We start from the raw sequence: 22,735 nt of genomic DNA, 5'->3' as shown, positions 1-22,735 counted from the left end.
TTACAAATGAAAAGAATCATTATTTTGATATCCTTTGTGCTAAGCGCATGGGTAAGCGCACAGATAACGCCGCCACCTACTATTCAAAGATCAAATGCTACATCCCGCGGACTTACTGTCAATTCAAGAAAAGGGACATTAATTGAGAAAAAAATCACCAATCTAGGTAAGTTTAAAAACCTGAATATTCAAAAAATTGTAACGAAGGATATGTCTGACAGTTCATCAGAATCTCTTCTGGGAATCATGTATGAACACGAAACATTTGATGAAATATCAAAAAAAACACTCACCGTTGATAAAAAAGAACTGGGAAAACTGATTCAGTCTCTTCAGACTGTGGAACAGAAAGAAAATGAAAAGATGAATCAGGAAACAAAATACAAGTTTGTTACAATGAGTAATATTGAATTTGGAAGTATTTATCGGGAAAAACTCTCTTCGTGGGTTAATTATATAAAAATTCCGTCCCATTACTCTAATCAGAATTTACTGGAATTCAATAAAGATGAATTGAAAGAGTTGATTGGTGTATTGAAGAAAGCAGAACAGGAACTTTAAAAAATACTGGCACCAGCATTAAACATAAAAACCTTATAGGTTCTGGAAACCTATAAGGTACATTAAAAAAATTAAAAATAATTATTACCGGAACACGGATCGTTTATTCTTTAAACAGATCCAGCACTTCCATAATATTCTGATATACAAAATCCAATTCTTCGGAAGTAATACAATAGGGAGGAACCAGATAGATTACATTTCCCAACGGCCTCATGATAATCCCTCTCTGCAATAATTCATTGTAAAGCTTTTTCCCTATTTCATTGAAATAAGAAGTATCATTCCCGGTTTTAAAATCGAACGCTAAAATAGTTCCGATGTGTCGAACCTTTTCTACATGAGTATGAAAAGCAAGTGCTTTCACAAACTCAGAATGCTGATGAGTGATGCGGTTGATATTCATTTGAGTTTCGTTTGTAAGTAGTAGTTCCATACTGGCAAGAGCGGCCGCACAGGCTAAAGGATTAGCTGTAAACGAATGCCCGTGAAATAAGGTTTTATAACGGTCATCAGAAAGGAAAGCATTGTATATTTCATTGGAACAGGTCGTGATTCCCATGGGCATAGTTCCTCCTGTTAATCCTTTTGAAAAACACATAATGTCCGGTTTTTCTGTAAGATAATCTGCTGCGAAAAGCTTACCCGTCCTCCCAAATCCTGTAAAAACTTCATCCTGAATCATAAGAACTCCTTCTTCCCTGCAGTATTTCATCAATTGGCTGAGATCTTCAGCTTTATACATCAGCATTCCGGCAGCACCCTGAACTAAAGGCTCATAGATAAAACAGGCTGCTTCATCGGCTAATTCTTTAATCTGCGCATGTAAACTATCCAGGTTCTCAGCATTGGGTGTATCTATAAAAACAACTTCAAACAGCATGCTTTCAAAAGGCCTTGTCCAGAAGCTTTTTCCACTTACAGACATAGCTCCGAAGGTATCTCCGTGATACGCATTTTTAAAAGCTAAAATCTTGGTTTTCTTTTTTTCCTGATTATATGCATATTGAATACACATTTTTAAAGCAACTTCAACCGCTGTAGAACCATTATCAGAATAGAAAACCTTCTCCTGACCAGCCGGAAGCAGTTTCAGTAAATTTTCTGAAAGCTGTACCGCAGGTTCATGGGTAAATCCTGCAAAAATAACCTGTTCCAGTGTGTTTAACTGCTCAGAAACACGCTGTGCAATATAAGGGTGTGAATGTCCGTGCAACGTTACCCACCATGACGAAACAACATCCAGATATTTTTTTCCTTCGTTATCATACAGGTAAATTCCTTTTCCTTTTACAATAGGGATAATATCGTCAGCTGTTTTCATCTGGGTGTAAGGATGCCAGTTGACCGCTTTATCTCTTTCTTGCAGACTGATTTCTTTTGTTATTGTATTCATATATTGATGTAAAAAAGTAATAATGAGTGATGAATTTTAAATTAACGCTATGATCGCTAAGTTTTTCACTTTGCATGCTGTTGTTTTGAGTTCGCAAAGGCGTTTCACTCAGCAATAGAAAACATTCTGCCTTGCTGAATGAAATGCCTTCGAACAAAGTATTCTTACAGCTAATCAATATATCTTTGCGAATTTTAGCATTAAAAAATAATAATGAGTGATGTAATTGTTTAAATTTTATCGCTATGATCGCTAAGTTTTTCACTTTGCATGCTGTTGTTTTGAGTTCGCAAAGGCGTTTCACTCAGCAATAAGAAGCATTTTACTTTGCTGAATGAAATGCCTTCGAACAAAGTATTCTTATAGCTAATCAATATATCTTTGCGAATCTTAGCATTAAAAACTAATGAGTGATGAATTTTAAATTAACGCTATGATCGCTAAGTTTTTCACTTTGCATGCTGTTGTTTTGAGTTCGCAAAGGCGTTTCACTCAGCAATAGAAAACATTCTGCCTTGCTGAATGAAATGCCTTCGAACAAAGTATTCTTACAGCTAATCAATATATCTTTGCGAATTTTAGCATTAAAAAATAATAATGAGTGATGTAATTGTTTAAATTTTATCGCTATGATCGCTAAGTTTTTCACTTTGCATGCTGTTGTTTTGAGTTCGCAAAGGCGTTTCACTCAGCAATAAGAAGCATTTTACTTTGCTGAATGAAATGCCTTCGAACAAAGTATTCTTATAGCTAATCAATATATCTTTGCGAATCTTAGCATTAAAAACTAATGAGTGATGAATTTTAAATTAACGCTATGATCGCTAAGTTTTTCACTTTGCATGCTGTTGTTTTGAGTTCGCAAAGGCGTTTCACTCAGCAATAGAAAACATTCTGCCTTGCTGAATGAAATGCCTTCGAACAAAGTATTCTTACAGCTAATCAATATATCTTTGCGAATTTTAGCATTAAAAAATAATAATGAGTGAGGTAATTGTTTAAATTTTATCGCTATGATCGCTAAGTTTTTCACTTTGCATGCTGTTGTTTTGAGTTCGCAAAGGCGTTTCACTCAGCAATAAGAAGCATTTTACTTTGCTGAATGAAATGCCTTCGAACAAAGTATTCTTATAGCTAATCAATATATCTTTGCGAATCTTAGCATTAAAAACTAATGAGTGATAAATTGTTTAAATTTTATCGCTATGATCGCTAAGTTTTTCACTTTGCATGCTGTTTTGAGTTCGCAAAGGCGTTTCACTCAGCAATAGAAAACATTCTGCCTTGCTGAATAGAATGCCTTTGCGAACGAAATATTTTCAGAATTAAAAATTTTTCGTTGCGAACATTAGCGTTAAAAACAAATATTCATATCAATGAAATCAGAAATCAATGCTATAATAAAAATCAGAATACTAACAATCCAACTCATCACTCATAATTTATCATTCATAATTATCTAGCAGCATGTTTCTTTTTTCATCATAGGTTTCAGTCCTAATGTCTGGAGCATCTGCATATCTTCAGAAACTCCCGGATTAGGAGTCACCAATAACGTTTCTCTTTCTCCTGTGAAAATGGAATTGGCACCTGCCATAAAGCACCATGCCTGCTCTGTTTCTGACATTTCTATACGGCCGGCGCTCAATCTTACCATAGAAGATGGCATTACGATTCTTGCGGTAGCGATCATTCTTACCATTTCCCAGGTATCGACTTTTTCATTATCTTCTAATGGCGTTCCAGCTACTCTGGCTAAAGCATTGATAGGAACAGATTCAGGATGTTTGGGCATTGTTGCTAACGTCAGAAGCATTGAGATTCTGTCTCTATGGGTTTCACCAAGTCCTATAATTCCTCCGGAACAAACTGTAATTCCTGCTTTTCTTACATTATTTATAGTGTTAATCCTGTTGTCAAAAGTTCTGGTAGAGATGATTTCTTCATAATACTGTTCTGAAGTATCCAGATTGTGATTGTAAGCATATAATCCTGCTTCCTGCAATCTGATCGCCTGTTCTTCGGTAAGCATTCCCAGTGTACAGCAAACTTCCAGACCAAGATCGTTTACGCCTTTTACCATATCAATTACCCTGTCAAAATCACGGTTATTACGAACTTCACGCCATGCCGCTGCCATACAGAATCTGGAAGATCCGGAATCTTTTGCTTTTTGTGCATGGGCAATTACAGTTTCTGTAGGCAATAAAGCCTGTACTTTGATATTGGTGTGATACCGGGCTGCCTGTCCGCAGTAGGAGCAGTCTTCAGGACATCCTCCGGTTTTGATGGATAATAAAGTGGAGATCTGTACTTCAGAAGGATCGTGCCATTCGCGGTGTACGGTGGCTGCTTTATAGATCAGTTCCATCAGGGGAAGGTGATAAATTTCCTCAATTTCTTCTTTAGTCCAGTTGTTTCTCAATGTTGTTTTTGTATCCATTATCTTATTTTTGTTATTATTAATTGCTTTGCAGCAAGTTGTATAGATTCCTTATCGGTAGTATTGATCTCCGGAATCTTTATAATTTTTGTTTCTTTTTCGATAAAACTGCAGATCACTCTTTCTGTATCTTCAGGGAAATATCCGTTAAGAATTAAATATTCCAATTGTATTTCTCTCTGTCGTAATGCTATGATTGACAATAAGCTGTGATTAATACAACCCAGATAATTTCTGACGACCAGTGCTGTCGGAAGATTTAATTCTTCAATCAGATCTATCATGAAAGTAGTGTCGGATATGGGTACCATAAGACCTCCGGCTCCTTCTACAATCAGTGGGTTTGCTGTTTTTGGTAATTGAAAATCATTCAGATTGATGGTGATATTTTCTTCTCTCGCGGACTGATGTGGTGATGCTGCCAGCTGCAAACGGTAAGTTTCCGGGTGGCAAAAGTCGGTATCTGTCCATGCTTCAATCTTATGACTGTCTGTATAATGAAGATCTCCAGACTGTATGGGTTTCCAGTATTCTGTTTTAAAATGCTGTACCAAAACGGCTGAACAGACTGTTTTTCCGATTTCGGTTCCTATTCCTGTTATAAATAATTTCATGTGGTTTGGGGTTCGGGATTTGTGATCCGGGTGTTGAAAGTTTATTTTCTGGTTTTAAATAAATTCTTTAATAATTTCTGTCAGTTTCATAATTTCTTCTTCTGTATTAAAGCTGTGGAGGCATATTCGCAATCTTTCACTTCCTTCTTTTACTGTAGGGCTGTAGATGGCGTAGGTTAAAAATCCTTTTTCAGATAAAGTTTGCTGTAATTCCTTCAGTTTTTGGTTATGCGGGATTACAATAGCCTGAACAGGACTTGTTTCTGCCGATGGAGACTGTAAATTTCGACTTCGGAAAATTTTAATATTATCCTGAAGTTTTACGGCCAGTTCATGATGCTGATCTAAAAATTCATATCCTGTTTTTATACTCAACCACTGAAAATCCTGTGCTGATGTGGTATAAATGAACGGGCTTGCAAAATTGATCAGGTAAGATTTCACCGTTTCATTACAGAGAATTACCGCTCCATGGGCTCCAAGAGCTTTTCCATAGGTCACAACTGCAGCTGAAACCTGATGTTGTAATTGATACTTTTCAATCAATCCATATCCAAAAATACCAAATGCGTGCGCTTCATCAACAATCAGAGAGGCTTTATATTTACCAGTAAGGGCAGCGATTTCCTGAATAGGAGCAAAATCTCCTTCCATAGAGTAAAGGCTTTCTATCGCGATATAACAATGACCTTCCTGCCTTTTTAAAATATTCTCAAGATCTTCAGTATCATTATGCTTAAATTTCAACTTCTTAGCATTTGAAAGCTTACAGGCATCATGTACTGAACGATGGATTTGTTCATCCACAATAACTACATCATGACGATTTGGAAGTGTGGAAAACAAGGCCAGATTGGCGTTATATCCGGATGGAAAAAGCAATGCAGATTCAAACTGATGTTTCTGCGCAATTTCATTTTCAACAGAAACTGCAATTTCACTATTCCCGCTGATTAACCTTGAACCTGTACTTCCGGAAAGCAGCTGAGGATTATCCATAACCTTTTGCAAGAGTAAATATTGAAGTTCTTTACTTTTTGCAAACCCCAGATAATCATTGGAATAAAAATCAATTCCATCAGGTTGAAGTCGCAAACGCCTTAACGTTCCCTCCTCTTTTCTTTTATCAAGAGATTCCTGAAAACGAGAGCTGTTGCTAAGCATAATTCAACTGAGCAACTTCCAGGATAACAGCATTAATCCATTCTTCATGCAGTTCTTTTTCTATTGCCAGAATGTGATCGGCATGGTCTTTCCAATCTGGTGAAAATTCGTTGAGCTGATGAATCATTTCTTCCAGATGCCCTTCTTCTTCAAGAATGATCGATTTTACCATAATTTTAGAAGAAGCTTCCGTAAGTACTTGCTGATAAACAGGATAAAGCTCATCGGCACGAACCTCAATAGCATAGGTTACAAAAAGGTAGGCTGCATATTTAATATCTACTTTATCAAGATTGAAAGCTTTCTGAAGATAACGGCAGGCTTTAATATCCAATGAGTGAAGATATTGGCTTGTTGCTATAGGAGCCAGAAGTTCTGTGCTTTCGTAGGTTTTGCAGAGTTCAGGATTTATTTTCCCGATTTGTTTTTTTAAGTAATAAGCGTGGCGGTGCTCTTCAGCAGCATGTTTCAGCTGGATCTGAGAAACCAATGTTGGATGTTCACATTTTGATATTTTCCTTGCACCGGCATTTTCCATAAAAGAAAGTGTGTTCAGCCATTTGGCGTGAGTGTTTCCTTCCTGCACAATCTTTTTTAACAGATGATGAAATTCCATAGATTTTTATTTTGATGTCAAAAGTAGTATATTGCCGGATGGTTACATGGTGCCAGTTTTGATATTATGGATAGTCCGGTTAAGATTCCTTACGAAAGTTTTATTAAGATTGATAGAAAATCAGAGACATCTATCTATTTACAGATTGCCAATCAACTGATCAATGCGATTCAGAGAGGATTTTTACCTTTCGGAACCAAGCTTCCCGGAACAAGAACTTTCAGTGAAATGCTGGAAATCCACAGAAATACAGCAGTTGCGGTGTATGATGAACTGTCGGCTCAGGGCTGGACAGAGAGTTTCCCCAACAAAGGAACTTTTGTGATTGGAAAAGATCAGGAAAAACCTGTTAAATTGAACGATTTTGAGCAGAATAACCTTCAAAACTATCCTGTTTCGACTGGTTTTTCATTCAAAACATCCAATATTCTTGATAATCCTTTTGAACATTCGGACTGTGAATATGTCTTTAATGATGGCGTGCCGGATATCCGTTTAACCCAAATCGGTCAGCATTCACGGTTTTACAGTTCTATTCTGAAGCGTAAATCCAACCAGAAAGCTTTTGGACATTATAATCATGACGGAAGTGAATTTTTTAAAGAACATTTATCCCAATACCTGAATCTTTCCCGCGGGCTTCCTATTTCCAAGAATAACCTTCTTATTACCAGAAGTACTGAAATGAGTATTTATATTGTTTCCGAAATTCTTCTTTCGGCTGGAGATACCGTATTGGTAGGCGCTTTGAGTTACTTCTCCGTCAATATGATCTTTATGAAAGCTGGGGTTGATATTGTTTCTATTCCCATTGATGAAGAAGGAATTATCGTAGAAAGCGTACGGGAAGCCTGTAAAAAGCAGAAAATACGGATGCTTTATCTGACCCCTCATCATCACTATCCTACTACCGTTGCTTTAAGTGCTCAAAGAAGATTTGAGTTATTGGAATTAGCCAATGAATACGGATTTATTATCCTGGAAGATGATTATGATTATGAGTTTCATTACGACAAAAGTCCTATTCTTCCTTTAGCCAGTGCTGATACAAATGGAATGGTGATTTATATTGGATCTTTCGGGAAGTCCTTAGCTCCAGGATTCAGAACAGGATTTATCGTTGCTCCAGAGAATCTGATGACAGAAATGCGTAAATATCTTGGAATTATAGACCGTCAGGGAGATATTCTGATGGAAAGAGCGCTTGGAGAGATGATTGCAGAAGGAGAAATCAACCGTTATCTGAAAAAGTCTTTAAAAGTATATCAGGAAAGACGTGACCATTTTTCTGCGTTGCTGGAAGAGAATCTTGGGGATCTTATTACTTTTCAAAAACCTTCCGGAGGGCTGGCAATATGGTTAGAATGGAATATTCCGCTGAATCTGATGCAGCTGAGCAGGAACTGTGCAAAGGATAACCTTTTCATTCCTAAAACATTGCTGTATCAGAATAAAGATCTTACGGCCATGCGCTTAGGATTTGGAGATCTTAATTTTGATGAGATGAATAAAGGAATTGAGGTTTTTTCAAAGAATGTGAAGGGATTGATTGGGTGATGGAATATTTCATTGATTGAATAAATTACAGCTTCACTTGCTGAAAATCTTTGATTTTCTTGCGTCTTAAAAATGTATGAATATTAAAAACTTGCGCCTTTGCGATTTTCCAAAAAAAAAGAGATTATTTAATTTTTTGAACGCAAAGACGCAAGTTAGATTATAACGTTTTGTTTTTAAGGCGCGAGGATTTTATCTGCGATAAAATTGATTGAGAATATTTAAAAATAGAAATTGTATAGCATTCTACATTAATTGTTTTTAAGCACAAAAGTTTTGATTACTTACGTTTTTAAGAGCCTGCTTTACATTTAATAAGTACACATGAGTTTTAGAAAATCTTTGATTTTCCATTTTATGTGAGCTTTTCTGCGGCATCATTTAAACTTACTTAATAACTAAAGTGTTTTTAAAATAAAATCTTTTGTGAATTTTGTGGTTTTAAAAAGAGTAAAAGCCCCTTTACGGAGGCTTTTGTTAATGTTGAGAAGGAAAAATCACTTTGCTTTTCTTATGTTTTGGTTCCTTCTTTTTTCTGTTTAAATAAATGATAAAACCTGTGATAGGAAGTGATGTTGCGATCATTGCTGCCAGAAAATAAATGATTCTGCTCGTTATTCCCAAAATACTTCCGGTGTGAAGGTCATAATTTCTTTCTCTTAATGCGGTTCCATATCCGATATTTTTGTTTTTATAAGATTGAGATTTTAAAATATCTCCTGAATATTGATCAAAATTAAACTGTTCATTTCTATATTGCCTTCCATCATAAGTCAGCTCAGCATAATAGGTTCCTTCTTCCGATCTAGGAAAATTGATAAGCGCTGATTTCTTGTTTCTCAATCCTTTTTCCATGGTATTTCCGATCAGATTGAGAATATCTTTACGGTTTGAAAATTCTTCGGAAGGAATGGTACTTTTGGCTTTCTTTTCTGTGGGAATATTTCCGTTCAGCGTATTCTTTACCCATTTGTCTACATCCTCAAAGCTCCATATCAATGCAGAATAAGAGATTAAAAGTAAAGGAATGATGGCATAGAATCCCAGCACATTATGAGCGTCATAGTTGATCCTTTTCCAATTGGCGGATATTTTAATGAAAAACATTCCTTTCAGCATGGCTTTACTCATTTTTCGGGGATACCATATCACAAGCCCCGACAAAAGGATGACAGCCAATATCAATGTGGAATAACCGGTAATCGCTTTTCCGATTTTTTCACCCAACAGAAGCCTTCTGTGAAGATCCAGTACAATTTCGAAGAAATCTTTTTTGGCATCTTCTACTTCCTGTACCTTTCCGGTGTAAGGATCTATATAAATTCGATAATAATAAAGATAAGTTCCCCAATACGTCCATGCTTCGTTATCTATTTTTAAGGTACGAAATATATACGTTCGTGAGGGATCGGATGGCATGACTACCCTTTTGACTTTCAAATCTTCCGGAAGTGCTCTTTCTGCTTTTTCCGTAAGCTCTGACAATGAAAGTTTGTTTCTTCCGATGTTTTCAACGTAATATCTGTTGGGGTGAACAATATGTTTTAATTCTTCTTCGAAAGCCAGGATGCATCCTGTAGCGGCCATAATAACAACTATAAGCCCGGACGTGAGTCCGAGCCATAGATGTAACTGATAGGCAATTTTTCTAAACTTCAGCTTCATTCTTAAAATTTAAAGCTTACCTCAGCGACAAAATTACGAGGCATCTGAGCGACTACCACTCCCTGCCCTGCAAAATATTGTACATTGCCCAGGTTATTCATTTTAAATCCTAATCTGTATCTTTCTTTTTCAAGGGAGATGGAAGCGTCCACTAAAGTATAAGCAGGGAATGCAAACTGTCCGGTAACGGTTTTATTTCCGGTAATCTGTTTTCCAACACGGTTTACTCCAAAACCAACTCCAAGTCCCTGAAGTCCTTTAATTGGAAGGATATAACTGATCCATGAATTGAATACATTCGCAGGACCTGCAGATTCCGGACGACGCCCGTCTACAGCTGGATCTGCTTTTTCATATCTGCTGTGGTTATAGCTATATCCGGCCATGATGTTTAATCCCTGAACAGGGTTCATGATGGTTTCAATTTCAATCCCTTTACTTCTTTGTTTTCCATCCTGAACAACAATGTTGTACTCTTTTCCGTCACGGATTACACCGCTTCCTCTCTGGATATTGTCAACAAGGATATCGTAATATGAAACAGTAAAATTAACCTTGTTTCTCCAAAGGTTTCCTTTCAATCCTACTTCCCACTGATTCGCCATCTGAGGTTTCATCTCTCCACTAATGTCCGGAAGCTGCTGTGCAACAGGTGCTGTATAACTGAAACCATTCATATAGTTACCATAGGCACATAACTGATCTTTAAGGATCTGGTATACAATTCCTACTTTTGGAGACCATGCAGTCTGATTAAAATCTCCGGTTCTGGTATTGTTACTCAGGTTCAGTTGTCCTTTACTTTCGTAATGATCCATACGCAAGCTTAAAAGGGTAATCAAACGGTCTGTAATATAAGTAACGTTTGAAATATAAGCTCCATAAAGGTTTGAAGCAGAATTATTTCTTACCAAAGGAGTTTTGCCAGCCTGAATGGCTGCCTGGGTAAATGCCTGGATTTTTTGAAGGGCAAGATCCTTAGAAATATTCGGATAACCTTCTAAGCTTTGTCCGTTGACATTATCAAAGACTACAATTGGGGAATGGTTGTTGTTGATGGTTTGATTCAGATAATCCAATCCGATCAATATTTTATTTTTAATACTTCCGATTTTAAATTCTCCATTAAAGTTCTGCTGAATACTTGTAGAAGAGGCTTCCGAGTTCTGCCACTGTACGTTACGTTCCAGCATGGCATCACTTGTATTTCCTCTTATAAACTGGTATTGATATAATCCTTCTGTCTTTCTGAAGTTTCTTGAAAGCAAGGTTTGTGACGTCCATTTATCTGAAATTTTGTAATTCGCCTCCGCTTTTACGTTGATAGATGGTGCTTTTAAAGTAATATCATTATTGGAATACGATTTTTTCCAGTCGAAACCAAGTTCGTCCGGATTGTGGGCGAAGTATGGTCTTGTTCTCGCAAGGAAAATAATCGGTGTATTGGTTCCTTCATAATTGTAAATCTGAGCTCCTAAATTGAATTTCAATCTGTCATTCACTTCATAGCTTATCGTAGGAGCTACAAAGAATGATTTTCTGAATTCAGAATCCCTGAAACCATTCTGATACTGATAAGCGGCATTCAAACGGAATAACATATTTCTGGATTCTGTAATCGGGCCGTAGACATCAGCCGTTACACGGTTCAGGTTGTAGCTTCCCATCAGATAAGAAGCCTCTCCTCCAAAATAATCTTTCGGTTTTTTGGTTACCGCATTAATCAGGCCTCCAAAGGAAGTTACAGCACCTCCATACAATGTTCCTGATGGGCCTTTGATGACTTCCAGACGCTCAAGATCGGCAGGATCTATTTCACCATTGGTATTGGCCGGTACACCATCTACCATAGATACTTTGGTAGGAAAACCTCTAAGGCTGTAGTAGAAACTTCCGTCTCCCGAACCTCTTCCCGGGCTTCCCTGCATTTTCACCATACCCGGAACATTTTTCAGTACTTCCGAAATATCGTAAGTAATCTGTTCTTTCATGATCTGCTGGTTGATGCTTGTATAAGCCTGTGGATTTTCAAGAACTTTCAAAGGCATTTTAGCCACTGAAGTACTGTCTTTATCCAAAAATTTATTTCTGCTCACTGCATATACGGTAATTCCCTCAATTACATTATTGTGTAAAGGGGCATAGATTGCAGGAATTTCATAAACATCTTTCTGAATGTGGATGGGTTCCCTCATCAGTTCAATGTCATTTAAAACCACCTGAAGCGTATATTCTCCAGATGGCACATTTTCAAAGTAATATTCTCCTAAATTATTGGTTTTTGCCTGATAAGACGTGTTGACAAGTCTTAAGACAGCGTTTTTTACCGGTGCTTTTTCAGACAGCATGATTTTGCCATGAATTCTGTCGCCCTGTTGTGCAGATAGCGAGTTGGAAGATAAAGCAAGACCAAGAAGTAATATAAGGGTTTTAGATGTTTTCATGCTGTAATTTTTGTAACAGGGGATAGTTTATTTTACCGTTTTGTGATAATGGGAAAGATTCTATACGTTCTGTGCGTACATATTGCGGGTTGATACGCAGTTTATTTTTAATGGTTTCGGTGATGATCTGAGGATCAATATCTGGATTGTCATACAACACCACGATTTTTTTATCATTGGCATTCAGACATACGAAGGTATTGCCCTGCATTTCATTTTTAAGGATAAATTCTACCTCATCGAGATTAAGACGTATTCCGAAAAGCTTCATGATACGTTTTATTCTTCCTGTGATATAATAAATTCCGTTTTCACCTTTTCTGGCAGTATCTCCGGTATGCAGTACAGAAGGCTGCTCATAAGTAGCAAGATCTTCCAGTTTATTGGCATAGCCTCCGAAAACACTGACATGAGAAAACAGCAATTCATCCGTTTCAGAATCAATTGTAAAGCTTCCTCTTTCTACTACATTCCCGATTGATGTTTCTTCTTCCAGCAATCCTTCTGTGGTTAGGTAAGCCATTCTTCCTCCTGCTTCCGTTTGTCCGTATTGTGCAAAAAATTCTTTTTTAAATTCATGACAATAAGAGAAAATCGTTTTTCTCAACTCAGCGTTGATCACCCCTCCGGTATGGGTAAAATATCTCAGGCTTGGAGAATCTTTTCTGAAAAAGCCTATTCTGTTCAGATTTTCATAAAGGAAAGGAACTCCGCCCAAAGTGCTGTACCCATACTCCTCCATTTCATCCCAGAATGCTTTCTGCATAATGTCTTTATCTGTACACACGATTCTTCCGGCACGCATACAGTTGGTGGTGAAAATAGAGAATCCGTATACAAAGTTGATCGGAACATTTAAAGGAACTACATCCGTTCCCTGAATCGGCATGTACTGAAGGATGCTCAATGCGTTCTGATAAAGGCTTTCATCAGATAATTTAACGAGTTTCGGAACACCTGTTGTTCCAGACGTACTCAAAAGGATTTTGATATCAGGGTGAATGGTAACTTCACTCTTATAATCATCCTTTGCAAAGATGCTGATGCTGTCTGAGAATGCTTTCAGAGTATATCCTTCAATGGCTTCTCTCTGTGGATCAAAGATGTATTTCGGACGGTATTCTGCCTCAATACGTTCTTTGAATTCCTCATGCAGTTTCTGCCCCAGTACGGCAATCGTGTGTGCTGTTCCGTAAAAATTGAGAAGCACTTCAATACTTGACAGCTGATTGTCATTGTACAAAAAGAGCAGCCCTTTTTCTACCGGGTTTAAGCCTAAAGACCGGTACAGTGTTCCCACCGGTATTGTTGTACCGGTGGAAGCATCTGTAAACCCCAAGTTCTTATTGGCAATTACATTTTCTAAAATTTTCATAGGCTTAGTTTTCTACGAATACTTCGTATTTTTTCATTTTTTCGCGAATCTTGCCGACGGTTCCCATCTCCAGAATATCATTAAAATCAAATTTGATCTGATAAAACTGTTCAAGCGCTTCTACGATCAGAAGATGAGACATAGAATCCCATTCCGGGATTTCCTGATATGTTAGTTTTTCATCTACCAATTCTTTTTTTATGGCGATGGCAGAGGCGATAATTTCATAAAATTCTTCTGTAGTGTTCATTTTAAATTTTTATAGTTTTCCATTTTCCATTTTTAAAAATCATGAGGAATAGCACAGCCAAAACAATTTCCGAAGAAACAATGGCAGTAAATATTCCTCTCAGTTCCCACTGAAATCTCACTCCTAAGAGATAAGCCAGAGGAAGCTGAATCACATAAAACATGACGAGGTACAACAGCGTTACCTGTAATATGTTTCCGGCCGCATTCAGAGCACGGCTGATCACCATGGTGAATCCTAACAGCAGATACGCCATAGAAACCACATGAATATATTGAACCGCATATCTGGCGACTTCCGGTTCTGTAGTGAAAAATTTCACCACATATTCCGCTTCAATCTGCCAGAATAAGGCTACCAGTACCAGATACGTCATGTTGATGGTTCCGGCTCTCCAAACTGTTTTTTCAGCACGTTCCGGTTCTCCGGCACCCAGATTCTGGCCAGTAAGAACTCCCGCAGCATTTCCTATTCCCCATGCAGGCATTGTAGCCACGGAAGCAATACGCTGGGCAATGATATATCCTGCAAGTGCTGTGGTTCCGAAAGTGGAGATGATCTTCACCATAATCAGCCAGCTGGATGTTGGGATGATATATTGAACCAATCCTCCAAAGGCTATTTTCAGAATCTTTTGCAGCAATGGAATATCAAGCTGTAAAGGAACTCTGATGTTGATACTGGTTTTTCCTGTGGCAAATACAAAAGCCTGATATAAAACCCCTAAAAGCCTTGATAAAACTGTAGCATACGCCAATCCCATCAATCCAAAAGCAGGAATAAATCCTAATCCGAAAACAAGGATCACTGCAAAGATGATATTGGAAATATGGCAGATCCAAAGCGATTTCATGGCAATATCGGCATCACCTGCTCCTCTGAAAAGTCCATTCACAGAAAGACGGAGAATCACAAGCCCGATACTCAGGAAGACCAGTCTTGAGAAAGAAACGCCTTCAGTTACCGTACTGGCATTGATTCCCAGAAAATCAACAATTTCTGATGCGAAAAAGCAGGAAATTCCACCAATAAGCACTGCAAAAAGCAGAGCCAGCAAGATGATATATTGGGCCGTTCTGCCCATTCCTTCTTTATCTTTTTCACCCGCTCTTCTGGCGGTAAGCGTTGCTGCTGCAATCCCCAAACCTACTGCGATGGCATAGGCAAAGTTGATGTAGTTATCTGTAATTCCCACAAGCCCAAGAACCTTGTCTCCTAATTTTGCGATAACCAATAGATTGACACTCACAAAAACAGATTCCATGACAAGTTCCATCACCATGGGAATGGCAAGACTAAAGATGGAACGGTTGATACTTCCGGAAGTCAGTTCGACTTTCTTTCCGGCTATGGCACCATACGTAAAAACCGCTCCTTCTTTTAGTATATGCAGGAATCTCCTCATACTGCTGCTACTGAATTTTTATTGGCAATCTGATACAGCGGATTAGGCAGCGCTCCGTCTTTTCTCGGAATGGCAAATGCTTTGTTTTCACTGTAACCGTTATTTTTCAGACGCAGACTGTTGATATAGAATCTTTTGAATGCCGGCACATACAAGTCATACTTTTCGTAACGTTCCTGAAGATGGGTATTCTCAGCTTTATAATTTTCTACACAGTTGTGAACCAATTCCCAGAATGTTTCTTCATTAAAGTTGGAATAGGTATGCAAAGCATTCGACAGATATCTGAAGAAGGCATCAAAAACGCCAAGCAAAATAAACAACGGGATATTTTCTTTGTTGGAAGACTGAATCAAACCGTCTGCAAGGTGTGCAGGAAGTTTTTCTCTGGCTTCTGTGGTAAGTACAATATCATCCACAAAATCTTTGATTACGATTCTTTTTGGAATTCCATTTTTCAAAACAACCATAATGTTTTCTCCATGTGGCGTTACACATAATGAATGGGTGTAATAAATGTGTAATAATGGGGTAAGATAGGCATCAAGATAGCTTTCAATCCATTCTTTGATACTCACACCTGCTTTTTCTGCAAAGGCCTGAACCAATGGAACTCCATTTTCATCTACATAAAGTAAAGAGGCCATGGTTACCATTTGTTCGTCTTCTTTCAAGTAGTTTTCAGCACTTTCTCTCCATAATGCGCCAAGGAATTCATTATATTGATAGGGTACACTGGCAATAGCCCCATATTGTGGGTGCAGATAGGTAATTGCAGCCTCTTCTCCTAAGAAAATAGTTTCTTTATTCTCCAGATAAGCATCGTCTTTAATCAAACCTTTTACCCAGTCTGTAATGGCTGGAGCAATTTTCATCTGTTTAGGGGATAATCCTCTGATATTTCCCGTACTCAGAATAGAAACAGCCGTTTTCAGATATCTCTTTTTAGGATGATCCACATTGAATAAAGTACGGATACTCTGCTGCGGACTGTAGGTATCACTACCCTCTCCTAATTGAATTAAAAGTCCGGAAGCAATATCTCCCGCAAAATGAATCTGAAGCTTATGCTCCCACTGCCATGGATGTACAGGAATAAAATGATAATCTTCAACAACTTTTCTTTTGTTTAACAACTGCTGCTGAAAATCATTATATAAATCCTCTCCTATTTCAGAACGGTAAAACTCATCTCTGTTGATATGTTCCAAAGACTGGAATGATGATCTGCTTTTATGAGAAGCCATCCAGATTACTTTTAAATTTTCATCGGCTTCAGGAGCAAATGTTTTCAGGTCGCGAGGAGAAAAACCTAATCGGCTTTTGTTCACAATTACCCAAGGATGTCCGGTCATATTGTGCTCTACCGTCTGATAATCTGCATCAGCAAGCTCTTTTGAAGACATTACTCCTCTTGATAAGATTAAAGCATCACAATACAAAGTATGCAGTAATTCTTCCGTGTATCTTGCAATGGTATAAGGATCTAAGTCAAAAACAGTCTGCATTTCCAGAAAGAAAGCCGCTACATCTACAGAAGACAAATCTTCACCGTTTTCTGTTTTTGTAATACTGTCTTTATCAATATGCCAGTAATCCATCATTCTTTCCTGTCCGCGGAAGCTGTAGATAATATTTTCTACTCCGGTTTCAAGGGTAAAAACAGTATATCCGTTTTTATTTTCAAAGGTTACCACAGGTTTTAGAAGCTCTTCGTGCATCAGTTCTGCGATGGTTTTGGCCATTAGGTTTCTGTTGGCCTGATTCCAGTTTTCCTGGCTTACTGTATTTTTTAAGTTGGTGTTCATTTTTTGATTAAATTTTGGCAGTTGGTAAATCAGCATATTTTTCCACATCGAAATCCTGGAAAGCAATTTTCTTTTCAATTTTATAATGCTCTCTTCCCAAAATATCATTGATGATGTAGGAATTACGGTAAGCAGCCATTCCCAGATCCGTAGAAATATAGCTATGGGTATGAACTTCAGCGTGAAGTACATAGATTTCTCCTCCGTTGTGGTCTATTGAATAATTTCTGTTAACATCAAACAATCCGCTGGAATCTCTCTTGATTCTATCCTGAATATTCTTTAAGAATGCAGGCTCGTGATAGCGGTATCCGGTTCCCAGAATCAGATAATCTGCTTCCTGATCATAAGGTACTTCCTGTTCCAGTTGGGTAAATTCAAGATTGATGAAATCCGGATTGCTGTTGTCTACTCTATTCAGCTGGCTGTTTGGAATAATTTTAAGATTTGGATCGGCGTTATCGATATTCAGATCATAAATAAAGTCGTAAATATCATTGATCAGATTATAATTGATTCCTTTAAACTGAGCCTGCTGTTTGCTTAAAATGGTTTTCCTTGCAGACTCGCTTCTGTTGTAGAAATATTCTACATAATCAGGTGAAGTAAGCTCCAGTGTCAGTTTAGAATATTCCATAGGGAAAAATCTGTCCGGACGGGAATACCATCCCAGTTGTGTTTCTTCATTCCTGTTTTGAAGAAGATCATAAAAAACTTCTGCTGAACTCTGGCCAGAACCGATAATCGCTATTTTTTTACCCTGAGACAAAAGTTCTTCTTTTCTGTACAGATAAGAACTTGTATGAATAACACGGGAATCATCCTTCGGAATGAAAGAAGGAATATGAGGCTGTGTTCCTGTTCCCAAAATCAGTCTTTCCGTTTTAAAAACCGTAGTTTCTTTGGTTTTGATGTGAATCGTAGTTACATGATATAAACCATCTTCATACGTAATATCTACTACCTGAGTAGAAAAACGGCATTGTGGAAGCTGCTCAATCACCCATTGGCAGTAACGGTTGTATTCTTTTCTCGGAATGAAAAAATCTTCTCTGATAAAAAACTTATACAGTCTTCCGGTTTCCTTCAGATAGTTCAGAAGGCTTAAAGGATTGGTAGGATCAGCCATGGATACGCAGTCGCATAAAAATGGAGTCTGCAGGGTTACATGGTCAATCATCAGTCCCGGGTGCCAGTCGAAACCATCTCTCTGGTCCAGGAAAAGGGTTTTCAGTTCCGTAATCGGATTGGATAATGCGGCAAGTCCAAGATTAAATGGGCCAATACCTATGCCTATTACATTGTATACGGCTTCGTTAGTCATTTTTTGTGATGTTTGTGGTGATTTGTACCTCTTTATTCTGTGGGAATTTTTCCCAGTACCATTCTCTGTAACAGAAGTTCAGGTTGGCTTTTTTATGAGGCATTTCAATTACTTTTTCTACTTTAAATCCTACATGGGCTTTGTTCATCATAGACGCAAGAGAGTCTACAGATCCTTCGCCTACCATTTTTCCTACCTGTGGCTGTGCAAAAACATAGTCAACCATAGATTGAGTGGATGGAGATACAAATTTCTTTTTAGGATCAATAGGTGCAATAAACTGGTGTGTTCCGTAATCGGTAGGCAGTACTTCATAATAATCGCCTACAATATCTCTGCAAGCCCAATACACCTCTATATTACAAGAAGGTTCATCGTTTCCTGCAATGATATAACTGTGTGCTTCATCACTTGGAAGCATCAGCCTGTAATACGTTTCAAGCTCATCAATGGGCCAGTTCATCTGCCAGATTTTAACGGCGTGTTCACGGTTGAACCATTCATGAAGCATTTCAAGGTCATTTTCAAGATCTATGGGACGCATACTCATCGTCACATCTTCTTTCTGGAAGTATCTTTTAAAGAAAACTTCTGTTCCCTGCGGATTAATTAACTGATCCGAGAAGAAATGCTTGTGAAGAAGGTTTGGAACTTTAGCATAAGAAATTGAGGAAGCATTTACACCTCCATCTACATCAGCAACCGCCGACTGAAGGTTTGATTTTACGGCCCAATATCTTTGATTCAATGCATAATCTGTCAACGATGAAGGTTCAGTTTCATGAAGGTTTTCAAACTCCCTGTACAGAATATGAATCAGTCTTCTTTCTTTAACCAATCCTGTTTTACCTATTGAAGCAATCAATGCGCTCAGATTACTTACCAGAAGATGGTGAGAAATAATGTCCAGAAGACGCTCATCTCTAATGAAAAGATCTTCCACTTCAGGGTAATCTTTAATTAGAGATTCATACTTTCCTTTGAAGCTTTCTTTGATCAGATACCCTTGCCCGTCTCTCACGTAAATAGACTGAGGAAGCAATTGATTATCCAGCTGAATAAGTAAGTTCTGCTGATGAACTTCCGGCGCCATACCTAATTGATTGTACAATCTATTTAAAGGAGAAAGCAATAGGTTTACATACTTTTCAAACCAGATAATAGCTGCTTTTTCTGTATCTATGCCTAGTTGATTGGCAACATTTTTAAAGAAATGCGTTGTAAAATTGAACCCGTCTGTAGATTCATCCTGACAAAGCCTTGCTAATAAAATGACTTTATCGTCATTTGAAAAAGGATTTTCACGGAGCAGTATATTCAGACTGTCCATATTTTTTCCCTCATAATGAACGCTTAACGTGGAAGGTTCCAGCAATAATTTAAAATTCGGGAAATCTTGTTCAAATGAAGCTTTTTGATGCTGCCACCAGATTGCGGAAGCATATCCTCTGTTGAGATCTTTTAAGCTGTTTGTTCTTACAGAGCCTGTCATTAAAACATGGAGAGAAAATTTCAACATCCAGCTGAAGTCCGGATTGTATACTGTTCTTATAGAAGATGTTGCATAAAAGTCTTCTCCCAATGGCCCGATGTGAATGATTTTCCCGGAACCCAGCATTTCAGGGTATTCTTCGGATGCTAAAACATATTGTGCTTCCCATGGATGGCACGGAACTATATAAAAATCATTTATGTTTTCAAAATTATAGCTTTCCGGTATGGATACCCATTTTTCGAATATTTCTTTGGCTGAAATCCCTGGAAGAGATTTTTCTGTAATGCAGTCTTTATGAATCAGGAAATAATCCAGCTGAAATCCTTTCCCGAATTCAGGACTGTATAACAACTGTTCTTCCTCAGAAAATGCCATTCTTGACTTGGTGAAAGGATGCAGATTATGTCCTGCCGGAAGCATTTGCTCAGATTCCAAAAAAGAATACGTTAAAAGCTGATCATCCTGAAGACAGGCTTCTGTTGTCAGTTCCAGGTTTCTTAAACTGCTCTGAATTCTTTCCACAAATTGTTGGAATCCTTTTTCATAGGTCGTTTCAGAAAACTCTTTGTAAACCAACTCAGTCAGTTTTTGATCATTAACTTCAAAAACTTCCTGATTTTGATGATCTACCGCCCACAAAACAGGTCCGTATTCATGAAAAAGAGTTTCGGAACGATAGGAAACCGGAGCAAATACAAACAGTCCGCTTTTCTTCATTTCAAATCTCATAAACAATGAATAATCACTGTTTTGAAGAGCTTTTGCCGTGAGAAGATCATATTTCGGAACGCCCTGATAGAATTTTCCGTTTCCCAGTTCTCTCAGCATTCCGTTCAGCAGAATTCTGAAAGTAATTTCCCGGGCTTTTTCTCCCGTTTTATTTTTCTGAATTAAAGTCTTTTCCATAATTTTTGATTGTGGTGAGAATTTGATGAATGTCTTCCGTAGTTGTAATCGGGTTCAGGAACGTAAACTTCAGATAGAAGTTTCCATCCACTTTGGTACTTGCTACAAGGATTTCTCCGCTGTAGAACAATTTCATCTTGATGTACTGATTCAGGGCATTCAGATCATTGATTTCCGGATTTACATATCTGAAAACAAGAACACTTAAGTCCGAATCTGAAAGAAGCTCAAAATCTGCATCTTCAGTAATCATGGCTGCAGCATCTTTGGTAAGATCAATCACCGTGTCTGTGTATTCTGCCAACTGTTCTTTCCCCATCATTCTTAGGGTAAACCAAAGTTTTAAAGCATCAAATCTTCGGGTACTCTGGGTAATGGATTTATTGATCTGTGCCGGAATTTCCTCTTCGTCCATTTCTTTCGGATTCAGATAATCAGCGTGGTGTTTAAGAATCAGCAGTTCTTTTTTATTTTTAACAATAAAAGCACTGCTGCTAATGGGTTGGAAGAATGATTTGTGGTAATCTATCGTTACGGAGTCTGCTCTTTCAATACCGTTGATCAGATCACGGTATTTTTCGCTTAATAATAAAGCACAACCGTAAGCTGCATCTACGTGCATCCAGATGTTATATTGTTCCGCAATATTGGCGATATCATCTAATGGATCGATATTTCCAAAGTCTGTGGTTCCAGCGGTAGCCACGATTCCAATAGGAATGTTTCCTAACTGTTCTTCCCTCTTAATGTATTTTTTCAAAAGAGAAATATCCATACGGAAACGGTCATCAGTAGGCACTTTAACAATACTTTTCTCACCCAGTCCCATAATGGAAGCATTTTTCAAATTGCTGAAGTGAGATTTATCTGAAACAAATATTCTGAAACGGCTTGCCTCCGCTGGCAGACCATCCATTTTAATGTTGTGGTTATATCTTTTCTGAGAAAAACAGTCACGCATCATGACCAATCCCATTAAATTGCTCTGTGAGCCCCCCGCGGTGAAAACACCGTCGCTTTCATTCGTATTATATCCGATCTGACCGGCAGTCCAGTCGATCAGTTTTCTTTCCATAAAAGTTCCGCCTGCACTCTGATCATAAGTATCCTGTGAAGAATTGATGGCACTTACAAGGATTTCTCCTGCCAATGCCGGGATTACTACAGGACAGTTAAGGTGCGCTACATATTGTGGCAGGTGAAAAGCTGTGGCATGTTTTACATAAATATCATCTACTTCTGCCAGAAGCTCGTTATAATTGGAAAGTTTTTGATTAAGATCAATCTGTTGTACCATTCCTTTCATTGTTTTGGCTTCTATACCACTGAAAGGCTTGTTGTTTCTGTGAAGAAATTCCTGAACCAGGTCTAAAGTACTATTGACAGCATTACGATAATGATCATAATTGTCAGGATGAAAAATATTCCCAAAATTCCCCGAAATGTGAGGTGAAGTTGTGCCTACGAGCTCTTCCAGGGATATTAAATTGTTGTTCATAAAAATTTTGTAATGTGATTTTTTTAATCTGTGAGTTGTTGTGGGTTTTTTGATATATGAGTATATATATCTGATAGTCAGGTTTTTATTTTTTACATTTTTTATTATATTTTATTTGGTGGTTGTGAAATTATTACTAAATTTGACTCGGTTATTGTTATTTAGAATAATTAAAAACAAAGATAAAAATTATTATTTAACACCAAATTTTTTT

General features: G+C 37.8%; 16 protein-coding genes. 2 read left to right on the top strand and 14 right to left on the bottom strand.

Annotated features, from left to right (window positions below):
* The first annotated feature begins 6 nt into the window (after positions 1-6).
* Positions 7-561, top strand: a complete 555-nt coding sequence (locus ACP3T3_RS04000; RefSeq protein WP_426478636.1) for a hypothetical protein — start codon at positions 7-9, stop codon at positions 559-561.
* Between the two features lie 103 nt (positions 562-664).
* On the opposite strand, the gene bioA is transcribed toward ACP3T3_RS04000, so the two are convergent.
* From bioA to ACP3T3_RS03975, 5 genes are all read right to left on the bottom strand, one after another.
* On the bottom strand, positions 665-1,957 hold the full coding sequence (gene bioA / locus ACP3T3_RS03995) for an adenosylmethionine--8-amino-7-oxononanoate transaminase (RefSeq protein ID WP_426478635.1): 1,293 nt from the start codon (positions 1,955-1,957) through the stop codon (positions 665-667).
* A gap of 1,459 nt (positions 1,958-3,416) precedes the next feature.
* Complete coding sequence (gene bioB, locus ACP3T3_RS03990) at positions 3,417-4,400, bottom strand: biotin synthase BioB (RefSeq protein WP_047374806.1); 984 nt, start codon at positions 4,398-4,400, stop codon at positions 3,417-3,419.
* Complete coding sequence (gene bioD / locus ACP3T3_RS03985) at positions 4,400-5,014, bottom strand: dethiobiotin synthase (RefSeq protein WP_426478634.1); 615 nt, start codon at positions 5,012-5,014, stop codon at positions 4,400-4,402. Before bioD ends, bioB begins: the two co-directional genes overlap by 1 nt.
* Positions 5,015-5,068: 54 nt before the next feature.
* Complete coding sequence (locus ACP3T3_RS03980) at positions 5,069-6,178, bottom strand: aminotransferase class I/II-fold pyridoxal phosphate-dependent enzyme (protein ID WP_426478633.1); 1,110 nt, start codon at positions 6,176-6,178, stop codon at positions 5,069-5,071.
* Positions 6,171-6,794 carry a hypothetical protein gene (locus tag ACP3T3_RS03975; protein WP_426478632.1) on the bottom strand — a complete coding sequence of 208 codons (624 nt, stop codon included), beginning with the start codon at positions 6,792-6,794 and terminating at the stop codon, positions 6,171-6,173. Before ACP3T3_RS03975 ends, ACP3T3_RS03980 begins: the two co-directional genes overlap by 8 nt.
* Before the next feature lie 66 nt (positions 6,795-6,860).
* Here ACP3T3_RS03975 and ACP3T3_RS03970 point away from each other — a divergent pair, with 66 nt between their 5' ends.
* Entirely contained in the window at positions 6,861-8,351 is a 1,491-nt protein-coding gene (locus ACP3T3_RS03970) for a PLP-dependent aminotransferase family protein (RefSeq protein ID WP_426478631.1), read from the top strand.
* Between the two features lie 477 nt (positions 8,352-8,828).
* Here the strand turns inward: ACP3T3_RS03970 and ACP3T3_RS03965 are convergent, their stop codons facing one another.
* Genes ACP3T3_RS03965 through ACP3T3_RS03925 form a run of 9 tightly spaced genes read right to left on the bottom strand, consistent with a single transcriptional unit; the run spans position 8,829 to position 22,521 of the window.
* Positions 8,829-10,016, bottom strand: coding sequence for a PepSY-associated TM helix domain-containing protein (locus ACP3T3_RS03965; protein ID WP_426478630.1), 1,188 nt, complete (start codon positions 10,014-10,016; stop codon positions 8,829-8,831).
* Positions 10,017-10,018: 2 nt separating this feature from the next.
* A complete protein-coding gene (locus ACP3T3_RS03960) occupies positions 10,019-12,460 on the bottom strand; it encodes a TonB-dependent siderophore receptor (protein WP_426478629.1) in 2,442 nt (813 codons plus the stop codon).
* Complete coding sequence (locus ACP3T3_RS03955; RefSeq protein ID WP_426478628.1) at positions 12,447-13,835, bottom strand: AMP-binding protein; 1,389 nt, start codon at positions 13,833-13,835, stop codon at positions 12,447-12,449. Before ACP3T3_RS03955 ends, ACP3T3_RS03960 begins: the two co-directional genes overlap by 14 nt.
* A gap of 4 nt (positions 13,836-13,839) precedes the next feature.
* On the bottom strand, positions 13,840-14,085 hold the full coding sequence (locus tag ACP3T3_RS03950; protein ID WP_047374822.1) for an acyl carrier protein: 246 nt from the start codon (positions 14,083-14,085) through the stop codon (positions 13,840-13,842).
* Position 14,086: 1 nt separating this feature from the next.
* Positions 14,087-15,490 carry an MATE family efflux transporter gene (locus tag ACP3T3_RS03945; protein WP_426478627.1) on the bottom strand — a complete coding sequence of 468 codons (1,404 nt, stop codon included), beginning with the start codon at positions 15,488-15,490 and terminating at the stop codon, positions 14,087-14,089.
* Positions 15,487-17,298, bottom strand: coding sequence for an IucA/IucC family protein (locus ACP3T3_RS03940; protein WP_426478626.1), 1,812 nt, complete (start codon positions 17,296-17,298; stop codon positions 15,487-15,489). The genes ACP3T3_RS03945 and ACP3T3_RS03940 overlap by 4 nt, the downstream gene beginning before the upstream one ends.
* A gap of 7 nt (positions 17,299-17,305) precedes the next feature.
* Complete coding sequence (locus tag ACP3T3_RS03935) at positions 17,306-18,622, bottom strand: lysine N(6)-hydroxylase/L-ornithine N(5)-oxygenase family protein (RefSeq protein WP_426478625.1); 1,317 nt, start codon at positions 18,620-18,622, stop codon at positions 17,306-17,308.
* A complete protein-coding gene (locus ACP3T3_RS03930; protein WP_426478624.1) occupies positions 18,615-21,023 on the bottom strand; it encodes a GNAT family N-acetyltransferase in 2,409 nt (802 codons plus the stop codon). Before ACP3T3_RS03930 ends, ACP3T3_RS03935 begins: the two co-directional genes overlap by 8 nt.
* Entirely contained in the window at positions 20,995-22,521 is a 1,527-nt protein-coding gene (locus tag ACP3T3_RS03925; RefSeq protein WP_426478623.1) for a pyridoxal phosphate-dependent decarboxylase family protein, read from the bottom strand. The genes ACP3T3_RS03930 and ACP3T3_RS03925 overlap by 29 nt, the downstream gene beginning before the upstream one ends.
* Positions 22,522-22,735 lie beyond the last annotated feature (214 nt).

It is taken from the genome of Chryseobacterium sp. CBSDS_008 (genome assembly GCF_049959325.1).
GTDB lineage: Bacteria > Bacteroidota > Bacteroidia > Flavobacteriales > Weeksellaceae > Chryseobacterium.
This window is presented reverse-complemented; position numbering and strand designations above follow the sequence as displayed.

Bases quoted from the DNA above. Each gene is read 5' to 3' on its own strand.
- ACP3T3_RS04000 (WP_426478636.1), top strand. From the start codon at position 7: ATGAAAAGAATCATTATTTTGATATCCTTTGTGCTAAGCGCATGGGTA.
- bioA (WP_426478635.1), bottom strand. From the start codon at position 1,957: ATGAATACAATAACAAAAGAAATCAGTCTGCAAGAAAGAGATAAAGCG.
- bioB (WP_047374806.1), bottom strand. From the start codon at position 4,400: ATGGATACAAAAACAACATTGAGAAACAACTGGACTAAAGAAGAAATT.
- bioD (WP_426478634.1), bottom strand. From the start codon at position 5,014: ATGAAATTATTTATAACAGGAATAGGAACCGAAATCGGAAAAACAGTC.
- ACP3T3_RS03980 (WP_426478633.1), bottom strand. From the start codon at position 6,178: ATGCTTAGCAACAGCTCTCGTTTTCAGGAATCTCTTGATAAAAGAAAA.
- ACP3T3_RS03975 (WP_426478632.1), bottom strand. From the start codon at position 6,794: ATGGAATTTCATCATCTGTTAAAAAAGATTGTGCAGGAAGGAAACACT.
- ACP3T3_RS03970 (WP_426478631.1), top strand. From the start codon at position 6,861: ATGGATAGTCCGGTTAAGATTCCTTACGAAAGTTTTATTAAGATTGAT.
- ACP3T3_RS03965 (WP_426478630.1), bottom strand. From the start codon at position 10,016: ATGAAGCTGAAGTTTAGAAAAATTGCCTATCAGTTACATCTATGGCTC.
- ACP3T3_RS03960 (WP_426478629.1), bottom strand. From the start codon at position 12,460: ATGAAAACATCTAAAACCCTTATATTACTTCTTGGTCTTGCTTTATCT.
- ACP3T3_RS03955 (WP_426478628.1), bottom strand. From the start codon at position 13,835: ATGAAAATTTTAGAAAATGTAATTGCCAATAAGAACTTGGGGTTTACA.
- ACP3T3_RS03950 (WP_047374822.1), bottom strand. From the start codon at position 14,085: ATGAACACTACAGAAGAATTTTATGAAATTATCGCCTCTGCCATCGCC.
- ACP3T3_RS03945 (WP_426478627.1), bottom strand. From the start codon at position 15,490: ATGAGGAGATTCCTGCATATACTAAAAGAAGGAGCGGTTTTTACGTAT.
- ACP3T3_RS03940 (WP_426478626.1), bottom strand. From the start codon at position 17,298: ATGAACACCAACTTAAAAAATACAGTAAGCCAGGAAAACTGGAATCAG.
- ACP3T3_RS03935 (WP_426478625.1), bottom strand. From the start codon at position 18,622: ATGACTAACGAAGCCGTATACAATGTAATAGGCATAGGTATTGGCCCA.
- ACP3T3_RS03930 (WP_426478624.1), bottom strand. From the start codon at position 21,023: ATGGAAAAGACTTTAATTCAGAAAAATAAAACGGGAGAAAAAGCCCGG.
- ACP3T3_RS03925 (WP_426478623.1), bottom strand. From the start codon at position 22,521: ATGAACAACAATTTAATATCCCTGGAAGAGCTCGTAGGCACAACTTCA.